This is a genomic window from Shinella sp. BE166 (assembly GCF_051201095.1).
In the GTDB taxonomy this organism is placed as follows: Bacteria; Pseudomonadota; Alphaproteobacteria; order Rhizobiales; family Rhizobiaceae; genus Shinella; species Shinella lacus.
In genome coordinates, this window is record NZ_JBPEHL010000019.1 from 26,518 (window position 1) to 46,760 (window position 20,243).

General features: G+C 59.3%; 25 protein-coding genes and 1 pseudogene. 20 read left to right on the forward strand and 6 right to left on the reverse strand.

Annotation, left to right across the window (positions count from 1 at the left end; genetic code table 11):
* Window positions 1-31: 31 nt before the first annotated feature.
* On the reverse strand, window positions 32-241 hold the full coding sequence (locus J2Y63_RS30065; RefSeq protein WP_435269035.1) for a hypothetical protein: 210 nt from the start codon (window positions 239-241) through the stop codon (window positions 32-34).
* Between the two features lie 100 nt (window positions 242-341).
* Here J2Y63_RS30065 and J2Y63_RS30070 point away from each other — a divergent pair, with 100 nt between their 5' ends.
* A complete protein-coding gene (locus J2Y63_RS30070) occupies window positions 342-812 on the forward strand; it encodes a hypothetical protein (protein ID WP_435269036.1) in 471 nt (156 codons plus the stop codon).
* A gap of 222 nt (window positions 813-1,034) precedes the next feature.
* On the opposite strand, the gene J2Y63_RS30075 is transcribed toward J2Y63_RS30070, so the two are convergent.
* Complete coding sequence (locus tag J2Y63_RS30075) at window positions 1,035-1,271, reverse strand: hypothetical protein (RefSeq protein ID WP_435269037.1); 237 nt, start codon at window positions 1,269-1,271, stop codon at window positions 1,035-1,037.
* Window positions 1,272-2,191: 920 nt separating this feature from the next.
* Between J2Y63_RS30075 and J2Y63_RS30080 the strand changes: the two genes are divergently transcribed.
* The 7 genes from J2Y63_RS30080 to J2Y63_RS30110 all read left to right on the forward strand — a co-directional run bounded on the left by J2Y63_RS30080 (window position 2,192) and on the right by J2Y63_RS30110 (window position 6,096).
* On the forward strand, window positions 2,192-2,647 hold the full coding sequence (locus J2Y63_RS30080; RefSeq protein ID WP_435269038.1) for a DUF3846 domain-containing protein: 456 nt from the start codon (window positions 2,192-2,194) through the stop codon (window positions 2,645-2,647).
* Complete coding sequence (locus J2Y63_RS30085; protein ID WP_435269039.1) at window positions 2,647-3,645, forward strand: hypothetical protein; 999 nt, start codon at window positions 2,647-2,649, stop codon at window positions 3,643-3,645. The genes J2Y63_RS30080 and J2Y63_RS30085 overlap by 1 nt, the downstream gene beginning before the upstream one ends.
* A gap of 147 nt (window positions 3,646-3,792) precedes the next feature.
* Window positions 3,793-4,125 (forward strand): hypothetical protein, encoded by a 333-nt coding sequence (locus tag J2Y63_RS30090; RefSeq protein ID WP_435269040.1) that lies wholly within the window; start codon window positions 3,793-3,795, stop codon window positions 4,123-4,125.
* Window positions 4,126-4,213: 88 nt separating this feature from the next.
* On the forward strand, window positions 4,214-4,519 hold the full coding sequence (locus J2Y63_RS30095; RefSeq protein ID WP_435269041.1) for a hypothetical protein: 306 nt from the start codon (window positions 4,214-4,216) through the stop codon (window positions 4,517-4,519).
* 745 nt (window positions 4,520-5,264) lie between these two features.
* Window positions 5,265-5,435: a hypothetical protein gene (locus J2Y63_RS30100; protein WP_435269042.1), complete on the forward strand. Its 171-nt coding sequence runs from the start codon at window positions 5,265-5,267 to the stop codon at window positions 5,433-5,435.
* Window positions 5,436-5,643: 208 nt separating this feature from the next.
* Complete coding sequence (locus tag J2Y63_RS30105; RefSeq protein ID WP_435269043.1) at window positions 5,644-5,859, forward strand: hypothetical protein; 216 nt, start codon at window positions 5,644-5,646, stop codon at window positions 5,857-5,859.
* A gap of 21 nt (window positions 5,860-5,880) precedes the next feature.
* A complete protein-coding gene (locus J2Y63_RS30110) occupies window positions 5,881-6,096 on the forward strand; it encodes a hypothetical protein (protein ID WP_435269044.1) in 216 nt (71 codons plus the stop codon).
* A 539-nt stretch (window positions 6,097-6,635) separates the two neighbouring features.
* On the opposite strand, the gene J2Y63_RS30115 is transcribed toward J2Y63_RS30110, so the two are convergent.
* Both J2Y63_RS30115 and J2Y63_RS30120 read right to left on the reverse strand, forming a co-directional pair.
* A complete protein-coding gene (locus J2Y63_RS30115; protein WP_435269045.1) occupies window positions 6,636-6,992 on the reverse strand; it encodes a hypothetical protein in 357 nt (118 codons plus the stop codon).
* Window positions 6,993-7,282: 290 nt separating this feature from the next.
* Window positions 7,283-8,284, reverse strand: coding sequence for a hypothetical protein (locus J2Y63_RS30120; RefSeq protein ID WP_435269046.1), 1,002 nt, complete (start codon window positions 8,282-8,284; stop codon window positions 7,283-7,285).
* A gap of 400 nt (window positions 8,285-8,684) precedes the next feature.
* Between J2Y63_RS30120 and J2Y63_RS30125 the strand changes: the two genes are divergently transcribed.
* The gene (locus J2Y63_RS30125; RefSeq protein WP_435269047.1) at window positions 8,685-9,050 is read left to right on the forward strand and encodes a hypothetical protein; all 366 of its coding nucleotides are present in this window, start codon (window positions 8,685-8,687) and stop codon (window positions 9,048-9,050) included.
* A gap of 258 nt (window positions 9,051-9,308) precedes the next feature.
* Here the strand turns inward: J2Y63_RS30125 and J2Y63_RS30130 are convergent, their stop codons facing one another.
* Both J2Y63_RS30130 and J2Y63_RS30135 read right to left on the reverse strand, forming a co-directional pair.
* Window positions 9,309-9,476 (reverse strand): hypothetical protein, encoded by a 168-nt coding sequence (locus J2Y63_RS30130; RefSeq protein ID WP_435269048.1) that lies wholly within the window; start codon window positions 9,474-9,476, stop codon window positions 9,309-9,311.
* Window positions 9,445-10,149, reverse strand: a complete 705-nt coding sequence (locus J2Y63_RS30135; RefSeq protein ID WP_435269049.1) for a hypothetical protein — start codon at window positions 10,147-10,149, stop codon at window positions 9,445-9,447. Before J2Y63_RS30135 ends, J2Y63_RS30130 begins: the two co-directional genes overlap by 32 nt.
* Window positions 10,150-10,274: 125 nt before the next feature.
* Between J2Y63_RS30135 and J2Y63_RS30140 the strand changes: the two genes are divergently transcribed.
* The 11 genes and pseudogenes from J2Y63_RS30140 (at window position 10,275) to J2Y63_RS30190 (ending at window position 19,989) form a co-directional block, all read left to right on the forward strand.
* Window positions 10,275-10,835: a hypothetical protein gene (locus J2Y63_RS30140; RefSeq protein WP_435269050.1), complete on the forward strand. Its 561-nt coding sequence runs from the start codon at window positions 10,275-10,277 to the stop codon at window positions 10,833-10,835.
* A gap of 49 nt (window positions 10,836-10,884) precedes the next feature.
* A complete protein-coding gene (locus J2Y63_RS30145) occupies window positions 10,885-11,325 on the forward strand; it encodes a hypothetical protein (protein ID WP_435269051.1) in 441 nt (146 codons plus the stop codon).
* A 99-nt stretch (window positions 11,326-11,424) separates the two neighbouring features.
* Window positions 11,425-11,706 (forward strand): hypothetical protein, encoded by a 282-nt coding sequence (locus tag J2Y63_RS30150; RefSeq protein ID WP_435269052.1) that lies wholly within the window; start codon window positions 11,425-11,427, stop codon window positions 11,704-11,706.
* On the forward strand, window positions 11,696-11,980 hold the full coding sequence (locus tag J2Y63_RS30155; RefSeq protein WP_435269053.1) for a hypothetical protein: 285 nt from the start codon (window positions 11,696-11,698) through the stop codon (window positions 11,978-11,980). Before J2Y63_RS30150 ends, J2Y63_RS30155 begins: the two co-directional genes overlap by 11 nt.
* A 437-nt stretch (window positions 11,981-12,417) precedes the next feature.
* Complete coding sequence (locus J2Y63_RS30160; RefSeq protein WP_435269054.1) at window positions 12,418-14,343, forward strand: ParB/RepB/Spo0J family partition protein; 1,926 nt, start codon at window positions 12,418-12,420, stop codon at window positions 14,341-14,343.
* A 581-nt stretch (window positions 14,344-14,924) separates the two neighbouring features.
* A complete protein-coding gene (gene repC / locus J2Y63_RS30165) occupies window positions 14,925-16,202 on the forward strand; it encodes a plasmid replication protein RepC (RefSeq protein WP_435269055.1) in 1,278 nt (425 codons plus the stop codon).
* An 11-nt stretch (window positions 16,203-16,213) separates the two neighbouring features.
* Window positions 16,214-16,711: a thermonuclease family protein gene (locus J2Y63_RS30170; protein ID WP_435269085.1), complete on the forward strand. Its 498-nt coding sequence runs from the start codon at window positions 16,214-16,216 to the stop codon at window positions 16,709-16,711.
* A 397-nt stretch (window positions 16,712-17,108) separates the two neighbouring features.
* Window positions 17,109-17,441, forward strand: coding sequence for a DUF736 family protein (locus J2Y63_RS30175; protein WP_027991192.1), 333 nt, complete (start codon window positions 17,109-17,111; stop codon window positions 17,439-17,441).
* Between the two features lie 120 nt (window positions 17,442-17,561).
* Window positions 17,562-17,765 carry an antitoxin VbhA family protein gene (locus tag J2Y63_RS30180; RefSeq protein ID WP_012881325.1) on the forward strand — a complete coding sequence of 68 codons (204 nt, stop codon included), beginning with the start codon at window positions 17,562-17,564 and terminating at the stop codon, window positions 17,763-17,765.
* Between the two features lie 69 nt (window positions 17,766-17,834).
* Window positions 17,835-18,884: pseudogene (locus tag J2Y63_RS30185) on the forward strand (Fic family protein).
* 220 nt (window positions 18,885-19,104) lie between these two features.
* On the forward strand, window positions 19,105-19,989 hold the full coding sequence (locus tag J2Y63_RS30190) for an ArdC family protein (RefSeq protein ID WP_435269056.1): 885 nt from the start codon (window positions 19,105-19,107) through the stop codon (window positions 19,987-19,989).
* The last annotated feature ends 254 nt before the right edge of the window (window positions 19,990-20,243 follow it).

Below are 20,243 nucleotides of genomic sequence, written 5' to 3' on the forward strand. Positions count from 1 at the left end.
GCGGCTCCAATGAGCCGCCCATCGAACCTCCTCAGGCTTTACCTCCATGGTCTGCTAACCACTGGCGTTCATGCTCTTCGCTCAGCGGGAATGTACTGAAATACCCGTTGGAACGCTGCGTTCGGGTGAAACCGCAATGAGGACATTCTATATCCTCAGGCTCTTTGGTTCCGGGCATCTGCCCACCCTGTTCCATGACCTCAAAGGGTCGTTCGCACTCTTTACACTGTTCAATTTCCATGTGTTATTCTCCTATTGATGCCGGACCTCGGCGTTACCGTCTATTTAGTAGAATCCGCACCTTCGACGCGGCTGGCGCGCATTATTTTTTGGGGGGCACGGTGCGCAGGAACGAGGTCGATGAGGACCTGAAGGAATTGGCCTTCGACTTCCTCTATTTTTTCGCCCGCTTCGAATATGCGCTTAAGGCGAACCACTATCTGAAGAAGCTCGGCGTGGGGCAGCCGGCCGAAGCTGGCTGGCAGCGGCTTCGAGAAAAGTTCGAGGGAGAATACCAACTCACAGAAGCCGCCAAAGCCCTAATCGACGCGGCGCCCAAAAAGCAAGTGGTCGGAGAAAATGGCACCCTGGACTTCAAGGACGTGGCAATCCCGGAAAACACATCAGAACTTGCTCAGGTGATCACCCACTGCAATACGGTTCGGAACAACCTCTTCCATGGCGGCAAGAGCGGCCCAGATGGTTTCGACGGTCCAAACCGCACCAAGCATTTGCTGTCGCTCGTGCTTGCGGTCCTCGATGAACTTGCGGTCACCTGCGACCTAAATAGCGATTACACCGGATATTATTAGCCAAAGCACATAGGAGTTAGCGTGTCTAATTTCCTTCCACGAGCTCCCTGAATTCTTCTTCAACGTCAAGCTGATCCAGGCTCTGACTCATGGGCTGCATTTGTCACCGGCTGCTATCTCGTATCGCGTCAGATTTGCCGCCAGTGCGGCCAGACATGCTACCCCGACTAAAGCGGCCGACGTTCGAGCCTTTCAAAGCACCTTCCTGAGTTCCAAAGACAGCTAGAATAGCGTCAGTTCTTCGGCGCGCTCGCGCGGCAGCAGCATCATCGCGTCCGAGGGGTACGACCTTGGAAGTTGCTTGGCGTCCTTCCACTCCCCGGTAAGCCATAGCTCGATCTCTGCCGGGTCCGTCAGGATGACCGGCATGGCCTTCGAGTGGATTGGCTTCACAATCTCATTGGCATCGCAGGTCAGGAAGCCGAAAAGCTCGTGATCGCCGGCGCGCGGGTTTTTCATTGAGACCAAGCAGGGGCGCCAGTTTCGACCGTGAGAGATTTCGCCTCTCGCAGGCTTCCCGGATGCTGGTGCAGATATTTTCTTCCAGCGCGGCGCTGAGCGTAATTCGACCGTCCCGAGGTGGTAACCGATACACTTGTTTGTCAACGTCCGGATCATTGACTTGCTGCAATCCGAGATCCGAAATCCATTGTTCCAGTGACAGTCCTGCCATTCATCCTACCGGTGGTTGTTGATGGTGCAGACCACTTTAATGGAAGTGGTTGTGTTCTTGGAACCCTCAAAACATCTTGGGTGGTATCAATTTGGCGCATCGCTGACGCGACCCCGCTCTATGCCTTCGGCACGAAGATCGCAAAAAAGCGTTCTTCGCCCAGTAGGGTAACGATCGGTTGCGCAAGAGCCGCCTCGCGGCCTTCACGTCATGACTGCATCAAATTGCTATGAAAGCCGTTTACAGCTTGCGGTGAAATCAGCATATTGCCAACCGGCAACGACAATCGAGAGTTGGTCGTGGCAAGTCGCTAGCCCTTCTTGTCATGCACCACGGGGCCGTCCTGATCTACGAGCCAGGGCGGCCCTTCTCGTCCCTGAAATGGCGGCCGCCAGGCGGCCGGCTCTGCCTTCCTGAAGGAGGGAAAGAGGGCGCTGCCCTCTCTCCCTCACAAGGGAAAAAACGGTCTCCCCGTCCTTCCTCCGTTCGCCTCTAGCTCGCTCCGTGCAGGATCGACGCATGGATCCGCTTGGCGCGGATCCATGCGTCGCCCCTTCGGCTTTGGCCTCGGGCGGGCGAACCCCCTCCGTTTTGTTCCCTTGCCTCCCTCTCTCCCGCTGCTCCGCGCGAGCTCGGGGAGCAGGAGCGGGGCTCCTGCCCCTCGGGCAAGAGCTAGACCGCTTCGCGGAAAGGAAAGGGCTAGAAAATGGTAAGAGCAAACACCGCTTATGTGCTGGACCCGGAAACCACGATCTTTAAGCCGGTAGAGCTTCAGGTCGATCTGGGCATCCGGCCGCTTTACGCGATTATCGGCTGCCGCCTGCTGGAGGTCGTGCGGTTCGATGAGCGGCACACGCTTTTCGTCGACGAAGAAGGTCTGCAGGACGGGTTGTCCGCCTTCACGATCTTTGAAGGCTTCCCGCAGCCGATCGCGGGCAAGATCGTGCTTGTCGGAGGCGACGGCAGCACACCTTATACGTCCCCCCTCATCAGCCTTGAGGATGCAGCGAAGCATTTCAAATGCTGCCGTCCGGTCCTGGACCCGGTTTTCGCAAAGGCAGACGAGATTTCGCCGGGCGGTATCATCATCGCCGGTGCGCTCGCAGGGTTGCAATGCCGCATCGAGCGCCGCGCCCCTACCCTTGTCGAGGGAGAGGCATGATGAAAATCGCCGCCTTCGACAACAACATCCTCGCCATCGTCGCAGGAACCTTCGCCGCAACCATTGCGGCGGAGGACATCGAGCCGCAGTTTCACGCGCTCACCCACTTTCCCGACCGGCGCGCGAAAACCGAGCTTGCCGACCTGGCCGAGCGGTTGAACCAGTTCGCCGCCTATGTCGTGGAGCTTTGGAACGAGGCCTGCACGCCTATTCCGGAGCCGGAAATCGAAGCCTTCGCCCGCCGCCACGTCGATCTGACGCGGCGCTATTGGGCGGCGGAAGGCCGCTGCATGAATTGGTTTATCACGGGCCCTGCCCGCTTCCCTGTCGCCCGCAATGAAAGGCGCATGAAGATATCCGACGCCCGCCGCGCCGATCTGAAGGCGCACGAGGCGACGGCCAGAAAGGCAGCGAAGCGGAAGGCGTTCCCGCACGGCACGGACGATGAGCCGATCCGTTCCGGCGATCCGGCCGCCTTGCAGCGGATCATGACGCGCATCGAGGAGACCGCTCTTTCCATCGACCGGATGAAGGCCGCGAACGCGATCATCCGGCGCATGGAGAAAGACCTTGCGACGGAAGAGGACATGATTGCCGCCGTCGCGGCGAACACCGGCCTTTCTCCCGAAGCCGCAGCCAGAGGCATCAAACTAGCGCCGTGGCAGTCCTGGCGTGGTTTCAGCACGACCAACAGCCGCGCCGAACTTCGCCGCCTGCAGCAGCGCCTTGCGGCCCTCGCACGGATGAAGGAGCGCGGCAACCAAAGCCTGGAGGTCGAGACAAGTGCCGGAGCCGTCGAGATCAAGGAGAACGCCGACATTGCGCGGATCCAGTTGCTCTTTCCTGGCAAGCCCGACGATCCGACCCGGCGCGTGTTGAAGGCCAACGGCTTCCGCTGGTCGCCGTCGCAAGGCGCATGGCAACGGCACCTGAACGAGGCCGGACGCTACGCCGCGCAGCGCGTGTTGAAGACGATCAGCGGCGCCAGCGCCGCCTGATCACCTCGCCCCATTCAAGGAAAGGACAGTCCGATGACTCAGACGATCTATTGCGTGGTGGAGTTTTGCGGCAAGGGCGACCCCATGTTCGGCGGCACTGCTGCCGATTGAAGCCTCTACAAGACCGAAGACGGCGCGCACGCTTTCATGGGCGCCGCCGAGGCGCAGCGATGCAAGCTGGTTATGGCCTATTTCCCGACCGCCGCCGAGGCGGAGAAGGCCGGCGCCGCAGCAAGCACCCGGAAGGGCCTGATTTCCGCCCTTCCCGTCAAACCCCGGCTTGAAGTGCCGACCGGTCAGATTTCATGGATTGTCGGCAACAAGCATGTTGGCGAGGAGGACCGCGAGCTCGCCGAGGACTTCGCCGACAGGGCAAAAAGGGCGGGCGCGGGCGATCCGGATCTGATTGCGCAAATCGTCGCCTATGCCCTCGCCTGCCACCGCGCAAATCAGGCGCTCGTGGCTCATTTTAGACTTTAGGACACGTGCAATTGTCACTAGATATGCAACCGGCGATAGGCCGCGCCAGCAAAGCGCGGCCCGATCGGCGAACAGCAGGAGCAGAGACTTGAGCCGACACACCGTGCAAATCACCAATGGGACCAAGACGGACGAGGAAGGAACGATCGGTTACGATCCGCCGTTGCGGACCTTTTTCCTTCAAGCGTTTCCCGATCGGGAAACAGACGATTGCGAGCTTTGGTTAGGCGCTTGGCTCGAAGAGTATCCCACTCTTGAATCGATCATCGAGGCGGCACGCGCAAAAGGCTACGAGGTTCGCGGCCTGACGAAGGCCATGATCCTGGCAATGATCAAGGAGGCAGGGCCGCCACACCCGCCGAGCGTGGGTGAACGACTCGGCATCGTGAGGTAAAAGACTTTCATCAGTTTCGAGGGCGGAAGCAGCAGCGCCGAGCCAGCGGCGCGTTCGGGGAGGATGGGCCACCCCGACCGAGCCGACGGCCTCGCCCTCGAACCGGAGGTGCTGCATGTGGTTCGTACCACTTAGCATCACCCTAGACGTGAAAAGGACCCGGACCACCTGGCAAGTGCGGATCCGAGTCCAATTCTGGCTCTAGGAAACGGGGGCGGGCCGCAAGGCTCGTCCCCACTCCGGAAATCAATATAGGCGATTTTCTCCCCAACTTCAAAGCGCCCCGGCCGCCCCAAGCCCGCATCGAGCGGGCCAGGGACGGAACGAGGGTCGCCCTTGACACCCCTCCCCTCGTGCTCCCCTCCCCATCCACGGCGGCCGCCCCGCTCGAGCGGGACGGCTCACTTCGTCTTGTTGTCGTTGTCGGCCGTTGGAAACTGGCGCCCTGCCCTGCCCCGCTGCAACAAGACCGCGACCGAGATCCGGCCTGGCGGCCGGATGGCAACTTGCCGATTGACGACGAATGCGGCGGCCGGAGCCACGAAGGCCGCGCTTGCCGGCATCTCCTTAATGGCTGTTCGCAATCTAATGCTGCGCACGATACGTCATGCCCCGCCTTGGCGTGCAACCCTAAAAGGTTCTCCTCTCCGCTTCGCTCCGTTGCGACCGCTTACGCGGTGCACCCGGCGGGTCCTGCCGTATTCGAGCTTCGCGATTACGCACAACCACTAAGGAGAATCACCTCATGAAAGCGCTCGTAACCTTCTGCCAGAAAACCGGCCGCCGCCTTCGTCTCTATCTCAATCGGCAAGTCGCCAAACTGTCCCATAAGGGCCAGTTGAAGATCTCGGTCGCAGTCTCGCTTCCGCTCCTCGCCAAGGTCGAGGTGAGCTACCAGTGCGATTTTCAACGCTAAAGGCCGACAACGACAACAAGGCAAATTGAGAATGCCGCGCCTGCCTGGCAGGGCGCGGCTTTCCGCCGTGACTCGCGTGCCGCCGCATATCTCCTCCGGAGATATTGCGTCCGGATGCTTGAAATCTCAGATTGCATGGGCGAGCATTGGGCATCAACCAACAAGGGAAGACTTCGTGAGGATGGCTATATTTTCCGAGTTGCCCGCGATGACGAGCAAGACGGTTCAGCAGGCTCAAGAGGACATGGCGCTGATCGCCCGGGGTGAGGAAATCGACCTCCCGTGGCGTAGGCTTCGCTTTCTCCTCGATTACGGCCTGGTCGAGATCAGCACGCCTGTCCTCCTGGGTGGACCGCTTGCAGGAAGTCGAACATCCATTTCGTGGACTGATGAGGGCACGCGCTTCATGGGACAGGCAAGCTAAGGCAAGGAGCATCGACGAAAAATGAGTAATGACCGCCTGAAAAACATCTTTGCAGGCAATTTCGATCAGGAGAGCGCCATAGAAGTCGCTGTAGAGCTCTACGGTGTTAATGCCACAACGGCCGTGGCTCATTGCGCGCTTGAGGCCTACGTCGATCGCCGAGAGGCGGACCACGAATTCTGGTTTCGCATTTTCGCTCAGCTCAGGGGCATTCCGCTGTCCGATAGCAAGCATTGAGGTCCCGCGGATCGCCGCCCACCCAACAGGTAGGCGGCCCGATCCCGTGAATTGAAGCAATTGGAGCTGAATATGAGCGTTAGTACTGTTCTTCTGTGTGAATTCGACAGCCGCCCTAAATCTCGGCCACATTCACTGCGTGCAAGAGGTTTGCCGCAGGCTTCCGGTTGATAAAACTTGTCCGGCGCTTCCTCCCCGATACGCCTTCCAAGCACGAATCCTTTGTCGTCATCTCGCCCATATATACTACTGATGACGCGTGCGTGTGGAGATGCGCGCCCACGCACTGATCCGTATCCGGAGGAGCTGAACGATCCCAAGTGGACGTTCGCGAGCCTTCCGGAGTGGCAGACGTTGGCGATACATTGCCGAAGCTGCGACCGAGTGGCGCCTGTCGATCGAGGGGAGATGGCCCGAAAACACGGCAAGCAGACGGTCATCACCAGCCTGCTGCCCAAGCTGCGCTGCGAGTATGGGGTGAAAGGCGATTGCGAATGGAAGATGGGCAGGCTTCCGAGATAGCAAGCATCGCCTCGGTTTCACGCGATGGCGGATGAAGCCTCGACCCGAGCTGGACTAGGCAAAAATTCCGAAAAGTCGTTTGGGCGGATTAATTTCCTGACCTCCGGTGGGTAGCAGTTTCCTCCGCCAATGTAGTCCCTGAACGTTGCGCGAGCTTGGGCGTTTGTCAGGACATAGAAGGTAGGCGACATCGTTCTCAGATCGAGTTCGATGAAAACGAAGAAGTCAGCTTCGCCTTTCTTCTGCATCTCCACGGGCCACCGCGTGATCTCCGTCGGCCGCCGCAGGAATTGTCTCGTCTTTACCTCGATGGACCGTGGATGGCCGTCAACGACGACGATCACATCATGGCCGGGTGCGCCTTCCGGACTCATGTATGCTGCCAGCCCGAGGGTGTTGAGTTTTGCTACAGTCAGCAGCTCGCCCAGCGTGCCCGCTTGTTGCGATGATAGTTTCTCCAGGATCGCAGCTCCTCAGTGGTGATGTCAGAGATGCCTCATTTACTCCGGCAATTCCTTGATTTTCAACAGCAGATTCACGACTCGGTGCGCTCATGTCCGCCCCTGTGGTGAACCTAATTCACCCTCGCTACCAATCACTCTTACGGCCCGTTCACCGCCTGATTTCCGATAAGCTTCCTTATCGGAATCCAGAAATGACCCAGTCACTTCGCGCGCCGCATTTCGATGAGGCGATCGATCTCACGCTCGGCAGCCGCGGCGGTTTCGGAAAACGCCTCCCGGATGCGAGCCGTGTGTTCCATGAACGCCGCGTAGTTCTCCAACACCGTGTGGGGATTTCCTTTCGAGCGCAGCCGTGCAGCCTGCCGCTGCCAGCCCGGAATAGGATCCTTCTTGAAGCGCAGCGGATAGTTCGCCCCCAGCCATTCGAACAGCTCGCGGAACGACTTGCCTGAAAACCCTTTCGCCTGCGCATAATCCCGGCCTTCGGTGGAGAAGGCGAGCGGCCACGTTTGGCAATCGATCGTCACCTGATCTCGCGTTCGCTGCTGACCCGCGTAGACACCCTCTGCCACTATATCCAGGTCGTTGTCGCTCTCGCTGATGATAGCGTCCATGTGATCGGCCAATGTCCGGATCATCTCGCCTTTGTTGTGCCCGCACTCGGCTTCCATCCTTCGGCAGGCTTTGGGGAAATCATCCATTTCAGCCGGGGTGTATTCGTAACTGGTGAAATACTTCTTCGATCGCTCCGGCAGTTGGATGCCGTCCCAGTAGCCGAAATAACCGATCCGATAATTTGCAAGGACACCGCAAGCGACCGAGAAATAAAACCTCGCGAGGTTCGGCAGGATCGCCTCGTGCTGCAGGCCGACGTGATAGAGCTCGTTGCGGAAGTCGTGCATGAGCGTGATCGTCCGCACCTGCTCTTCCGTCACGAGCCCTTCGAGTTTTGCGAATTTCAGCTTCGCCTCGAAGGAACGCCCCAGAGCCTCTTCCAGCTCCTTCTTGTGCGGATAATCCTCGCGCATATGCGGCCATGCCTTAAACTCAGCGTACTTCTCTTTGGCAAGCTCGTGGATCGTCAGTTCGACGGCATTGTCCGTCAGCATCAGCCCGAAACGGGCATCGTGAACGCCGCCCTTGCGGATATGCTCGAGCGCGAGATCCATCTGATCCAGAACGCTCGCGAGAAACATCAGCATCTTACTGAATCCGCTTCGCGCTGATCGACCACGTTTCATTCGGCTTCATCAGGCCGCCGTCGCAGACCAACACATTTTCGGCATGGAGCCACACTCGAGTGACGACCCGATCCGCCCTTTCGACGGAACGCCAACTCGTACTCGAGCCCATTCCTGCCGGATGTTCGATCGAAGCCGAAAATATTTCCCTCATTAGCAATGAAAAACCTGCGTGAGACCCCTTGACGAAATCTCCACGCAGGCTCTTGTATGTCTGGCAATATGCAATGACAAACATACTAGCAACAACAGGGATTGCAGTCCCTGTGCAACCGAAAGGCTTTATATCATGAGACGTACGTCAGCTCTAATCCGAAAAGCGCACCGCAGCGCGAAAAGTATCGTTGGGGGCGAGGAGCTCTTGAAGGCCCTTACGAGCGGCCCCTACATCACCGCCTTGGAACAGGGCGTGAAAGAAGAAGTCCCTCCGGTCTCGAAGATCAGCCATATGCTGGCAGAACGCTTCCCTGGTGATGCACCCAACCTCAAGGCGATGCCTGTGCGCCAGTTCATCGGCTCCGCCGTTCGCGCCATCCTGTCCGATAAGGGCTACGTTGTTGAGGAGAGCGGGATCCGCATCCCGAATGATCCTGTCTTCAAGAGCGGCTCCACCTACCGCAAGACCGACGAGGAGGAAGAGGATGATGATATCCTGAAGCGCTTCGTCGACATGCTCAACCCCGACGAGCTGCGCCGCCTGCATGATCTGGTAAAGGCCGCTCTCTAGTGCCAGGTCGTGCGCGTTGTCGGCTGAGGAATCCGCTTGCGCCATGCTCGGCCGACGGCAACACTTCACGTAACGGGCCGCGGAAGACGGCCTCTGCACGAAGCCTCCGGCATCTTCCGTTCCTATCTCTGGACTTGACCCCGCGGCTCACCCCGCGGGTTTCTTTTTTGACATCACGGCTGCTCGATCTCGTCGTCCTGGTACTCTGCGAGGGCATCGGCATGGAGCTGCGCCACCAGCGGTAGCTTCCCTCGTGGATTACAGGATCGCGTTCGCCTCGAGGGAGAATTTCCTCAGGACTTCCGCAAGCGTCTCCTGGTCTCCCGGATCGTCCGAGCTGTCAGTCTCGGAGATCAGGTCGACGATCGGGCGCGGCAGCAGCTCGACGAGCTTCTCAGGTGGCAGCGTCGCTTGGCCCATTGTCATCCCGCTTCCCTTCTACTTCCTCAGCTCTGCTGATCTGCGGAGGCGGCGGCGAATGCCGTGCCATCAGGCGGCTGACAAGCATCATCCCTGTCAGCTTTGTCACCCGGAAGAATGCGTCGGTCACCTGATAATAGTTCGCCTCGTCCTTCTTCGGATCCTGGGCCGAGATCGCGAAGTAGGCGATTTTGTTCTCGTCATCCATTCCGGCTATGACGGGCCAGAAGTGCCGGAAGGACAGATGCACGAAGTCCGATAGCTCATCGTAGAGCTGGCCGACCCAAGCGTGTTCCTCGGTGAGTTTCTCCTTCAGGTAGGCATCCGTCATCTTGCTGCCGCCGGCCGCCCTCAGCTTCCGGTAGGTCACATCGCCATTGAAGATCTGGGCGATGGCACTCTCACTATCTTGCATGTAGCTGATGCCGTTAATCCGCATCGCCGTATCAAGCTGGGTACGAACCATGACGGCGGCCGAGGCGAAGTTCCAGTCTTCAACGAGCTTCCGGAACGCCCTCGACTGGGAGAGCGTGCGCTTAATCGCGCCCAGGATGAAGTTGTCGATGATGGTGAGATTGCTTCCTGCAGGCACCATGCGCTGCGCCTTCACCACGATCTCACGTTCGAGCTTTTCAAGGGCAGCCAGCCGCTCGGCCAATGGCATCACTTTCTCCGTCACGATCATCTCCTGTTCGGACGCCAACAAGATTTCTGGAAGTAGAAGAGGACAGATCAGCAATTCGTCTTCAAGCGAAACGTGAGGTGGACTAATAGCAGTCCTGTTTCTTAGCAGGAGATTCTCTTTTGTCGGACGCACATCCATTTCAGGTCGGATCGCAAATATCACTCCTCGAGGACTGGACGTTTTCCGTAGAGAAGAGCCGGATCAGCGACAGAATATGGGATGCCGCTGGTTGTGGGTCCGACCCGGACTACATTGCGGCAAATGCCCGATGGCGCGAGCTAATAGCGGAGAAACATGCCATCCTAGAGCGCGGAGCCGGGCCAAGAGGCCCAGTTCAGCTACCGACCGATGACGGCGGCTGGACCACAAAAATTCTCGCGAAGGAGCCTGGTCCCGGCGATAAGAAGCGAATGAAAGTCATCGATCAGGAACTCAATACTCTTTGGGAACCGATGCACAGAGCAAGGGTAACCTTGCCTTCGGGTACGGTAATGGAGATCGCTCTCGTCACTCCTCTTCCGGATTTCGATGCAGGGTTCGTCAGGTTCGACGTAACCTCCACCACACATCCCGGTCTGCAAACGAAGAAGGAAGGCGGGAGCTTGAGCAACGGAAAGCGGGTGTTCCTGATCAGGGGCAATCAGTTTGGGCACGCAAAATATCATGCCGTAAAACCGTGAACTGGGGTTCCAATTGAAGGCAATACATGCCCGCGAAGACGCTGCTGAGATGTACACGATCCTGCGGACGGCCAACTGCATAAAGCGATATGATAGCATCAGTCATCAGCTTCTCGCTGAACTCGCTGTCGCTATCGCCACGGACGGAGAGGTCGTCGGCGGGAATAATCGCGGAAGCGACATCCTGTCTCCAAGCTATGGAAAAATTGAGGTCAAATCGCGGGTTCTCGGAACCGACGGCCCCTTCCCCCGGGTTTCGCTGAAACCTCACAATCTCGATAAATCCGACTGGATTGTCGCCGTTCGCTGGACGCGCGACTTCGAATTTCATGATGCGATCGCACTGCCGAAGTCGGCAGCTCAAGGCCTCTTTGCTGGCCGCCTCTCCGAGGGAAAAGTCGCACACGTTGCATGGCAGACGTGGATTGCCGCACCCGGAGCCGAAAGCCTTGCAAGTCGAGTTCGCACTGCTCTTTCCACCCTTTCCTGATATCCACCCTCACCCGCTCTCGTCGAAACGATAGGAGCGGGTTTTGTGGCTTGCGTCCAGTCTGGACCATCTCCGGAGTAGAGGGAGGAGACCCAGCGGATGCCAGCCGAACGCCTTGAGATCATCTTCGACACTGCCCGCCGCTATCCCGGCCACGTGTCGTTCGACATCAGCTTCCGGAACATGCGCTATGTCGATCACAGGGACGCTGGCACGCCGGAGGCATCGAAGATCGCCCACGTTCTCCGCGTCACGGCCAAGCGTGCTGGCTTCCGGTATGTGCGCGGTCAGGACGACGAGCGGCGTTTCGATCGGCTTTGCCATCATCGCCGTTGCGTGCGGGAACAGAGCTTGGCCGTTACTTGGTTGAATGGTCGATGATTTAGGTTGCCCGGTCGCCCGCGCAGCGGAGCGCCATCACTCGGAGCGAAGCGGGCGACCGGGCATCCTTTCTAATGTGGACGGCGAAGCGGGTGGACGCGCGGAGGCAAAAATCAGGCTTCTCGAATACTGGCCATTCTTTGTCGGTTGTGGCGCGGGAGCGCTGTTGTTTCTGAGTTCAATGTTCAACCGGAAATCCGTAAGCCTGGTCAGCTTTGTGCTGCTGACTGTAATGGGTGGCGGGCTTGCCGAGCGGTTTTGGAGAAAGGATTGAGCAGAACCGCTTGCCGGGGGCCGTCGGTCCCGGTTTCCGCCCTTCGGGCGCTATGCTAAACCTCCTACGGCTGCCCTTTTAACCGGTCAAGCGGTGCGCGAACTGGCTTCGGCTGCGCCTGCGCCTGGTATGCTCATTTGTTTGTTTTTGATGGGGAAAGAGGGCTCTGCCCGCCTCTCCCCCGACAAGGCGAAAATCGGTCTCCCCGTCCTTCCTCCGCTCGCCTTCGGCTCGCTCCGTGCAGGATCGACGCGGATTCGCATGCGCGGATCACGCGACGCCCCTTCGGCCTCACGCCTCGGGCGGGTGATCCCCCTCCGATTTGTCACCTTGCCCCCCTCTCCCCCGCTGCTCCGCGCGAGCTCGGGAGCAGGAGCGGGGCTCCTGCCCCTTCGGGCATGAGGCCGCTTCGCGGGAATAGGGAAAAGGGAACCACCATGACTGACATCATCACTGTGGCATTAAGCAAGCTCGACGCCGATCCGAAGAATGTGCGCAAGACCTACAGCGCCGAGGGCATCGAGGCGCTGGCTGCGAACATTCGCGCCGACGGCTACCGGCTTCTGCAGAACCTCGTTATTCGTAAGGGCGACAAGAGGGGCCGCTATTTCGTCGTCGCCGGCGGACGCCGATTGGCTGCGCTCAAGCTGTTGGCGGAGGCGGGCGAGATCACCAAGGATTACCCCGTCGAGTGCAAGGAACGCGAAGGGGAGATCGCCACGGAAATCAGCCTCGCAGAGAACGTCATGCGCGAGGATATGCACCCGGTTGACCAGTACGAGGCATTTGACGCGCTAGCCAAGCAGGGAAAGGACATTGCCGATATTGCCGCCCGCTTCGGCACGACCGAAACCATTGTCCGCAAGCGGCTGGCTCTCGCCCGCGTTTCGCCGATCCTTTTGCAGCAGTTCCGCGACGAGGAGATGAGCTTCGCGCAGCTATCGGCCTTCACGGTCAGCGATGATCACGAAAGGCAGGTGACCGTCTGGAACTCGCTTCCTTCTTGGAGCCGCGATCCTCATTCGATCCGGCGAGCGCTGACCGAGGAAATGATTCCGGCTACCGACAAGCGTGTGCAGTTCATCGGCGGGCTGGAGGCTTACGAGGTAGCCGGTGGACAGGTTCAGCGCGAGCTTTTTGACGAGCGAAACGCCGGTTACGCGATGGACGTTGCTTTGGTCGAAAAACTCGTGGCTGAAAAGCTCGAGACGGCCGCCGCAACCGTTCGGGCCGAAGGCTGGAAATGGGTCGAGTGCTCCGGTACGGCTCCTGCCGGTTATCATGCAATGAAGCGCCACTATCCAGAGGCTCTTCCTCTTTCCGAAGAAGATCAGGCGGCGCTTGATGCCGCACAGGCAGAATATGACGAGCTTGCCGAGTTGATTGAAAGCGGCATGGCCGACGACGAGGCGGAGGCGAAGCTGTCTGACGTCGAAAAGCGGATCGACAGTCTTAAGGCCCGATCGGAAGCCTATAGTCCGGAGGCGTTGGAACAGGCAGGAACCTTCGTGTTCCTCGACTATTGCGGTCGGCTTGCCATCGAGCGCGGCTTTGTGAAGCCGGGAGAAGTCGAGTCGGCGGGAGATGAGGAAGAGGACAGCGAAGGCTTGCCGAGCGCCAGCAGCGCGGCAACACCCAAGGCACCGAGCATCAGTCATTCCGCCGCGCTGATTGAGAACCTGACTGCTCACAAGACCGCTGCTTTGCGTATCGAACTGGCGAATAATCCGGACGTGGCTCTTGTTGCGGTCGTTCACGCGATGCTGCTCAGCGTATCCTACCCGTACAATTCAGAGCAGAGCGCCCTACAGTTGTCGCTCACGCATGAACGCTTGGAGCCGTCGATGAAGGACGCCGAAAGCTGCAAAGGGCTTTGCGCCTTCAATGACCTTGCGGAGAACTACGGCCATCACTTGCCGGGAAACCCTGCCGATCTGTTCGAATGGCTGTTGGAGCAGCCGCAAGACATGGTGCTGATGCTTCTCGCATTCGGTGCGGCGCACTCGGTCAATGCGGTGGAGAAGAAGTTTACACACCGCAAGAAGGGCATCGAGCAGGCGAACCAGCTTGGCCGAGCGCTCGAAGTGAACATGCCAGATTGGTTCGAGACGACCGGCGACAGCTATTTCAAGCACGTCAACCGCACGACCATTGAACTTTCGTTGGCCGAGGCGAGAGGCAGCGAAGCGGAATTGTCGGTGAGAGCCGCCGCCAAAAAGTCCGAAGCCGTTGCGATCGCAGATCGCCTTGTTGGCGGAACCGGCTGGATACCCTCCCCGCTCCGTATAGCCCCCGCCGAGGCGGAACAGGAGCTTGGGGCCGAGAGGATCGCGGAAGACGAGCAGTTCCCCCCGGGCGGCTGAGTGACGTCAGTCGCGGGCCGGTCACGTTCCTCCCGCGTGATCGGCCCTCCCGCTTTCACGACCGCCGATGACCGTGGGCCAGGATCGACCTGGCCCCCAATCATGTTGAGGGGAGGCCCGATTTCCCCCCCTCCCCTCAAACTCCCCTTCCCGCCCGGGTTTTCTTGCGTTTCAAGAACTGTTTTGTATCAAATTGCTTCATACTTGGGGCTCAAAGCCGGTGTTTTCAAAAACGGCAAAATTCCGCAAGATATTAAGAAATAATGGCATTCTCGGCATAACGCACGCCCTTACAGGCTTTTGCGTGTAGCACGTTGTTGCACCTTTTTGGTTTATGAGGTTATTTTTCAAATGGCGGAATCAGTCGTGATTCCGGCGCTCACGCATTCTCATCAAATTTCACGGAGATGACAGGCCCGACCAGAAAAGAAAAACCGCTCCCGAACAAGTCCGGAAGCGGGGTCTATGAGTCAATAAATTAGCCGAATCCTTTCTCGCAGACCCTCCCTTCCCTGTCAATTGCAAAAGCACCTTTTCGGTGAACGGCGAAGCTTTGCCTGGTCCCTAAGTGGAGACGAGGAATGGGGAATACCCAAATTCATCAGCGGCCAATCGGCCGCAGGATAACGCCGCAGCGTGCGCAATTCCGGCGTCTGGCAGAGTCGGCGGATATCGGAACCGTGACGCGTGCCCAATTGGCCGTGCTTGCTCAAAGCCTGACATGCACAGGGCTAATCAACGGGACCGAAAGCCACCTGTTGGTCGCTCTGATCAATACGGTTCCCGCTGAATCATTCGACAGGTCCGGCCGTCCGATCGTATTCAAGTCGAACCAGCAACTGGCCTTCGAAATTGGCCGGTCGGTCGGTCGCGTCAGCCGCATGCTATCCAGCCTCTTCGACGCTGGCCTGATCACGATGCAGGACAGCGGCAACTACAAGCGCTATCCCATCCGCAATGGCAACGGCGAGATCACGGACGGTTGCGGAATCGACCTTCGCATCCTGATCGTGCGATATGCCGAGCTTGACGAGCTCGTGAGACAGGTTCGGGCTCAGAAGAAAGCCGCCGACGCGGCGCTACGGCGCTACCGCGGGGCGCTTCGCAATGCTCGCTATGCCCTCTCGGCCGCCGCGCGTCTCGCGGAGGATTCTTTGAGCCGTATCGGCGCCCGGATCGAGCGGGTGAGCAGCATTGTCGGAATCGCCGGCAAGGCATCGAGTCGCGTTCTACGCCGGGCAACGGCTCTTCTGGAGTGGTTGATAGAGCGGATGATGCAGCTCCCGCGCCGATCGAGAGAAGCGCAAGAAACGCAAAATATAACACGCCCGTATGTCGAAAACGGCATGCACAAACAGATTACAACCCCTCATCCCTTTGACGAGAGTAATCAGGAACGGCGTTCGGCTAACGCCGAACAACTCAGTTCGCCTGAGGCTGGCTCCGCCAGCAAATGGGCTTTTGAAGAAAGCCTGAGGCGAGGCCGGAGCGAAATCAACCAGCCACGACGCTTGCCGCAGGCAATGGTGGCATTGCAAGACGTGCTTAGGGCGGTGCCAGCGCTGAAGACCTACGGGTTTGCCCCCAGCAGTTGGGCCGACCTAGCGCGGGCCGTGCCGCTGATGTGCCGGTTTGCCGGGATCTCCGAGGATGCCCGCGCCCGCGCGGTCGAGCAGATGGGCGAGCAGCAAGCCGCCGTCGCCATCGCCGTGACACTCGAGAAATACGACCGGCAGGAAGTCAGCTCGCCGGGAGGATATTTGCGGGCTATGACGGACCGCGCCGCCGCGGGCGAATTGCATCTCGCCCGCTCTGTCTTCGGGCTCGCCGCCCGAAATTCCATGGAGGTCAGACATTGAGACGTAACGCTTTGCCGGCGCTTTTCGCCGCCCTTGTCATCGTTCACGGCTCGGCGGAGGCCGCGGATTATTCCGGCCGTGCCCGCGTGATCGATGGCGACACCATCAACATCCGGAATCAGCGAATCAGGATAGCGGCGATCGATGCTTGCGAGCGCGAGCAGACCGGATTGAAAGACGGGAAGTTATGGCGCTGTGGCGTCGCAGCTCGCAGCTATCTTGGGAAAATGGTCGACGGCCAGCACGTTCGCTGCGACATCATCGATCAGGATCAGTATCGCCGCCTAGTGGGCCAGTGCTTCATTGGAGACGTCGATATCGGCCTTGCAATGGTGAAGGCAGGCCTGGCGGAGGCAATGCTACGGTATCTGCCGGCGACCCACTCGATCAGCGAGGTCGAGTACGGCCAGGCCGAGAACCGCGCCCGCGATAATGGCTTTGGCATGTGGTCGGCCGAGATCGAGAGCCCGCACGTCTATCGTCGGTCCAAACCTTTCGGGAACCAGTGACCCAAGATAGCCAATACGGAGTAGTGGCGCAGACGGCGAGCGAAGCATATTGCTTCAGTGTCGTCGTCGGAATCGCCGCAAAATCCGTTGATCAGGTCACGTCATTGGATAATATTGCTGCAAATTGTGCGGTTGGTACGTCGCTGACAAACGGGGAAACGTTGCCAAAACGGTTCAAGCCACACTCCTCCGGGGCGGTTGCTTTTGACGCTCGTTCGCACGTCGACGCGGTTTACGCAAAGCGGACGCCACAAAAATTTCCCCGCCTTGGGCTTCCTCGCGAAGCAAATTTTTGCGTCCTCTCGCCTCCTCCGCTCGCGCTTCGGCCTACGGTGCGCACCGCTTTCCGCCGTGCCTTTGGAACGATCATCGCAACCACCAAAGAGGAGTGAAAGACATGAACATCACCAACTACATCCAGTTCGACGGCGACAACCTCGACACCGCAAAGGGCGCCGGCCTCATCTCCACTATCGACCGCGACATGGACATCAAGGTCGTGCCGTTCGAGTCCGACAATGAAAAGGCCCCGACGCACCGCGTGTACGCCAAGTCACCGCGCGGCCATGACATCGAGGTCGGCGGCATCTGGAAGAAAGAGAACCAGGACGGTAAGCCGTACTACACCCTCTCGATCCGCAAACTTCGCTACAACGCCAATCTCGGCCGGTTCCCGGGCCAGGACGATGCCTCCCTGCAGGCGATCATCGAATGGGAACCCCGCGATTAATCCGCTCACAGCGCCCGGCTAGTAGCCGGGCGCTCACCTTCGAAAGGTTGGAAAATCCCGCAAATTGCTGGATTTTCAGCATTTTTCTTGCTAAGGTGGCTCGTAACTGGAGATTTGCCGATGAACGTTCATTCCCGCCGTCCGGATCGTTCCCCGGAAGCGATCGAGAAGCGGCGCAAGGCCGCTGAGCAGGCGCGCGCTGCCAATATCCGGCAGGGCTACGTTCACGATCCTGCCCTCGAGGAGGCGACCGCGCGGTATGTCGCCGGCGACATCACCCGCGAGGAATACCGGCAGCTCATGATCGAGCCGCCTGTCAGATAACCTCCCGATCAACCTTCAAGAGCAGAAGGCCGCCTGCTTAGAGCTGGCGGCTTTTTGTTGAGCTTCGCCATGGCTGACGAGCGCCCCAAAGGCTCCTACACCTATCCCAAACACGTCGGATGATCCAGACCGGTCGAACGTTCTGAAAAACAGATGGGGCATTGAAACCCCTTCCGAGCTGCGCGTGAAAGAGTATCGCGCGACCGCGGTGCGGATGCAGGAAATTGCTGAAGGCGACGGCCCGAAAGGCAATTTTGACGAAGCCCACCTGAAGGCGATCCACGGCTACATTTTTCAGGATGTGTACGAATGGGCCGGTCATACGCGAAACGAAAGTCCGATTGTTGAGGGGCAGCGCGTAGAGCCGATCGGTAGCCTCTCTAAGGGCGGCACGTCCTTCCTGCCCGGCTCGCGCCTAGAAATGGGCCTGGACGAGGCGCTGAAGCCGATCCGAGATCCGCAGGCCCTTCGCAATGCAACGGCTGAGGAATTCGCTGAGCGGGCCGGAAGAGTCCTCTCAGAGCTGAACTATGTGCATCCATTCAGAGAGGGAAATGGACGTGCCCAGGAAGCGTTTATTTCCGAGCTTGGCCGCCATTACGGCCACGAGATCGACTTCTCCGTAATTACCGAACCGCGCATGATCGAGGCGTCAATCGAGACCACGAACGACCCGTCCAGTCCCGTGAGAAGCACGTCATTGAGGACGCGATGAACCCGGGCCGTCGGGAGGCCATTCGATCCGCATTCGAAGACTTGCGGGAGGTCGGTGAAGAGCCTCTGCACCATCATGTTCGCACTGCCCGCGCCGGAGAAGAAATCACTGGCCCGATTCTCGGCCACGACAATCGCGTTGCCAGCCTTGTGACCGATCAAGGGATTGTCGTCGCGGATCGCGCGGACCTGCCGGAGAAGTTGCCAGACGAGGAGGAGGTCACCTTCACTGCCCGGTCGGACTTTTCCCGAGTGAGGCGAGAGCAGCCGGCCCAGGACGCGCAATCGCAGCCGGCGCCAGCGCGGCAGCCACAGCAGGACCATAACCCGGAGTTGAAGGCGATCGAGGCGCAAATAGCGGCACACCGCAGTCGGGAGCGTGATGACGACGATCGCGAGCGGTAACCTGCCCACCGGCTCTTTAGCTGCAAGAGCTATCCGTGAGCCGAAGGCGCCGATGTTCTGCGTCCTCTCCTTCCGTTGGGTGATTTGACGGACAAGCTACAATAGCCCCTCCCCCACGCAACCGCTGGCGCGGTCCTCCACTCTGTTGCGGCCCTTCGGGTGCATGGGCTCGCTTCGGCTATCTCCGTTTTCTGCCGTCAACCAACGGAAGGAGACGGCAATGCAGAGCATCAAGGACACCTACCAGCGCATCACCGATGCCATCATCGAGCAGCTTGAAGCCGGAACAAAGCCGTGGATCCGGCCCTGGCGCGGAAACAGCCGCGGCTCCCTCGTTCCGCGCCGCGCCACCGGCGAAGCCTATCGCGGGATCAACGTCCTGATGCTTTGGCTCGCAAGCGAGCTCGCCGGCTACGAGGAAAACACCTGGATGACCTACCGCCAAGCTCAGGATCTCGGCGGCCAGGTTCGAAAGGGCGAGAAAGGGTCCCTCGTCGTCAAGTACGGCACCTTCACCCCCAAGGAGCGCGAGGATGATGACGAACGCGCAATCCCGTATCTCAAGGGCTACACGGTCTTCAACGTCGAGCAGATCGAGAACCTTCCAGACCGGTTCTATCGACCGGTCAAGGAGCTGCCGGCGACGCCAGTCCCGCATCTCGAGACTGTCGAAGCCTTCGTCCGCAACACCGGCGCGGCGATCACCTACGGCGGAACAACCGCGTGCTATCGTCCCGCCCCCGACGATATCCTCATGCCCGATCGGGCACGCTTCGTCGACGAGGTTCACCTTTACTCGACCTTGCTTCACGAACTGTCGCACTGGTCAGGCGCAAAGCATCGCCTGGACCGTGACTTGAGCGGCCGATTCGGCAGTGAAAGCTACGCGATCGAGGAGCTGGTTGCCGAGCTCTCCGCTTCATTCCTCTGCGCCGATCTTGGAGTGGCCCACGATCCTCGCGACAATACCGCCACCTATCTGGAAAGCTGGCTCAAGGCGTTGAAGAACGACAAGCGGGCGATCATCGCCGCGGCCGCCAAAGCCCAGGCCGCAGCCGACTATCTGCACGGGCTGCAAGCGCGGGAGCAGAGCAGGGCCGCTTAGCGGCCTTGTTCCTCGGCCTTTGCACCTCATAGAGCGAGTGCCTGTGCAACGTCGCATCCCGCCAGACTGCCTTGGGAGAGAGCCTATTCCTGGGGAGGGTGATCGCTTCGCGACCGGCCACTACCGGTCGCTTGTGGTCGTTCGACTCATTGGTGAGTCGCAACACCTGCAACCGATTCGTTCGCAGAATCGAATTCAACAGCGGCTTTCGGCATGTTCTATCTACTGGAGTTGTCACCTGACAATTCAGGTAA

Coding starts and splice junctions, on each gene's coding strand:
- J2Y63_RS30085 (WP_435269039.1), top strand. CDS start 2,647: ATGAAAATCGCCGCCTTCGACAACAACATCCTCGCCATCGTCGCAGGA.
- J2Y63_RS30180 (WP_012881325.1), top strand. CDS start 17,562: ATGAACGTTCATTCCCGCCGTCCGGATCGTTCCCCGGAAGCGATCGAG.
- J2Y63_RS30190 (WP_435269056.1), top strand. CDS start 19,105: ATGCAGAGCATCAAGGACACCTACCAGCGCATCACCGATGCCATCATC.
- J2Y63_RS30075 (WP_435269037.1), bottom strand. CDS start 1,271: ATGAAAAACCCGCGCGCCGGCGATCACGAGCTTTTCGGCTTCCTGACC.
- J2Y63_RS30105 (WP_435269043.1), top strand. CDS start 5,644: ATGACGAGCAAGACGGTTCAGCAGGCTCAAGAGGACATGGCGCTGATC.
- J2Y63_RS30175 (WP_027991192.1), top strand. CDS start 17,109: ATGAACATCACCAACTACATCCAGTTCGACGGCGACAACCTCGACACC.
- J2Y63_RS30115 (WP_435269045.1), bottom strand. CDS start 6,992: ATGAGTCCGGAAGGCGCACCCGGCCATGATGTGATCGTCGTCGTTGAC.
- J2Y63_RS30120 (WP_435269046.1), bottom strand. CDS start 8,284: ATGCTGATGTTTCTCGCGAGCGTTCTGGATCAGATGGATCTCGCGCTC.
- J2Y63_RS30160 (WP_435269054.1), top strand. CDS start 12,418: ATGACTGACATCATCACTGTGGCATTAAGCAAGCTCGACGCCGATCCG.
- J2Y63_RS30155 (WP_435269053.1), top strand. CDS start 11,696: ATGGTCGATGATTTAGGTTGCCCGGTCGCCCGCGCAGCGGAGCGCCAT.
- J2Y63_RS30100 (WP_435269042.1), top strand. CDS start 5,265: ATGAAAGCGCTCGTAACCTTCTGCCAGAAAACCGGCCGCCGCCTTCGT.
- J2Y63_RS30145 (WP_435269051.1), top strand. CDS start 10,885: ATGTACACGATCCTGCGGACGGCCAACTGCATAAAGCGATATGATAGC.
- repC (WP_435269055.1), top strand. CDS start 14,925: ATGGGGAATACCCAAATTCATCAGCGGCCAATCGGCCGCAGGATAACG.
- J2Y63_RS30080 (WP_435269038.1), top strand. CDS start 2,192: ATGGTAAGAGCAAACACCGCTTATGTGCTGGACCCGGAAACCACGATC.
- J2Y63_RS30150 (WP_435269052.1), top strand. CDS start 11,425: ATGCCAGCCGAACGCCTTGAGATCATCTTCGACACTGCCCGCCGCTAT.
- J2Y63_RS30090 (WP_435269040.1), top strand. CDS start 3,793: ATGGGCGCCGCCGAGGCGCAGCGATGCAAGCTGGTTATGGCCTATTTC.
- J2Y63_RS30130 (WP_435269048.1), bottom strand. CDS start 9,476: ATGACAATGGGCCAAGCGACGCTGCCACCTGAGAAGCTCGTCGAGCTG.
- J2Y63_RS30110 (WP_435269044.1), top strand. CDS start 5,881: ATGAGTAATGACCGCCTGAAAAACATCTTTGCAGGCAATTTCGATCAG.
- J2Y63_RS30065 (WP_435269035.1), bottom strand. CDS start 241: ATGGAAATTGAACAGTGTAAAGAGTGCGAACGACCCTTTGAGGTCATG.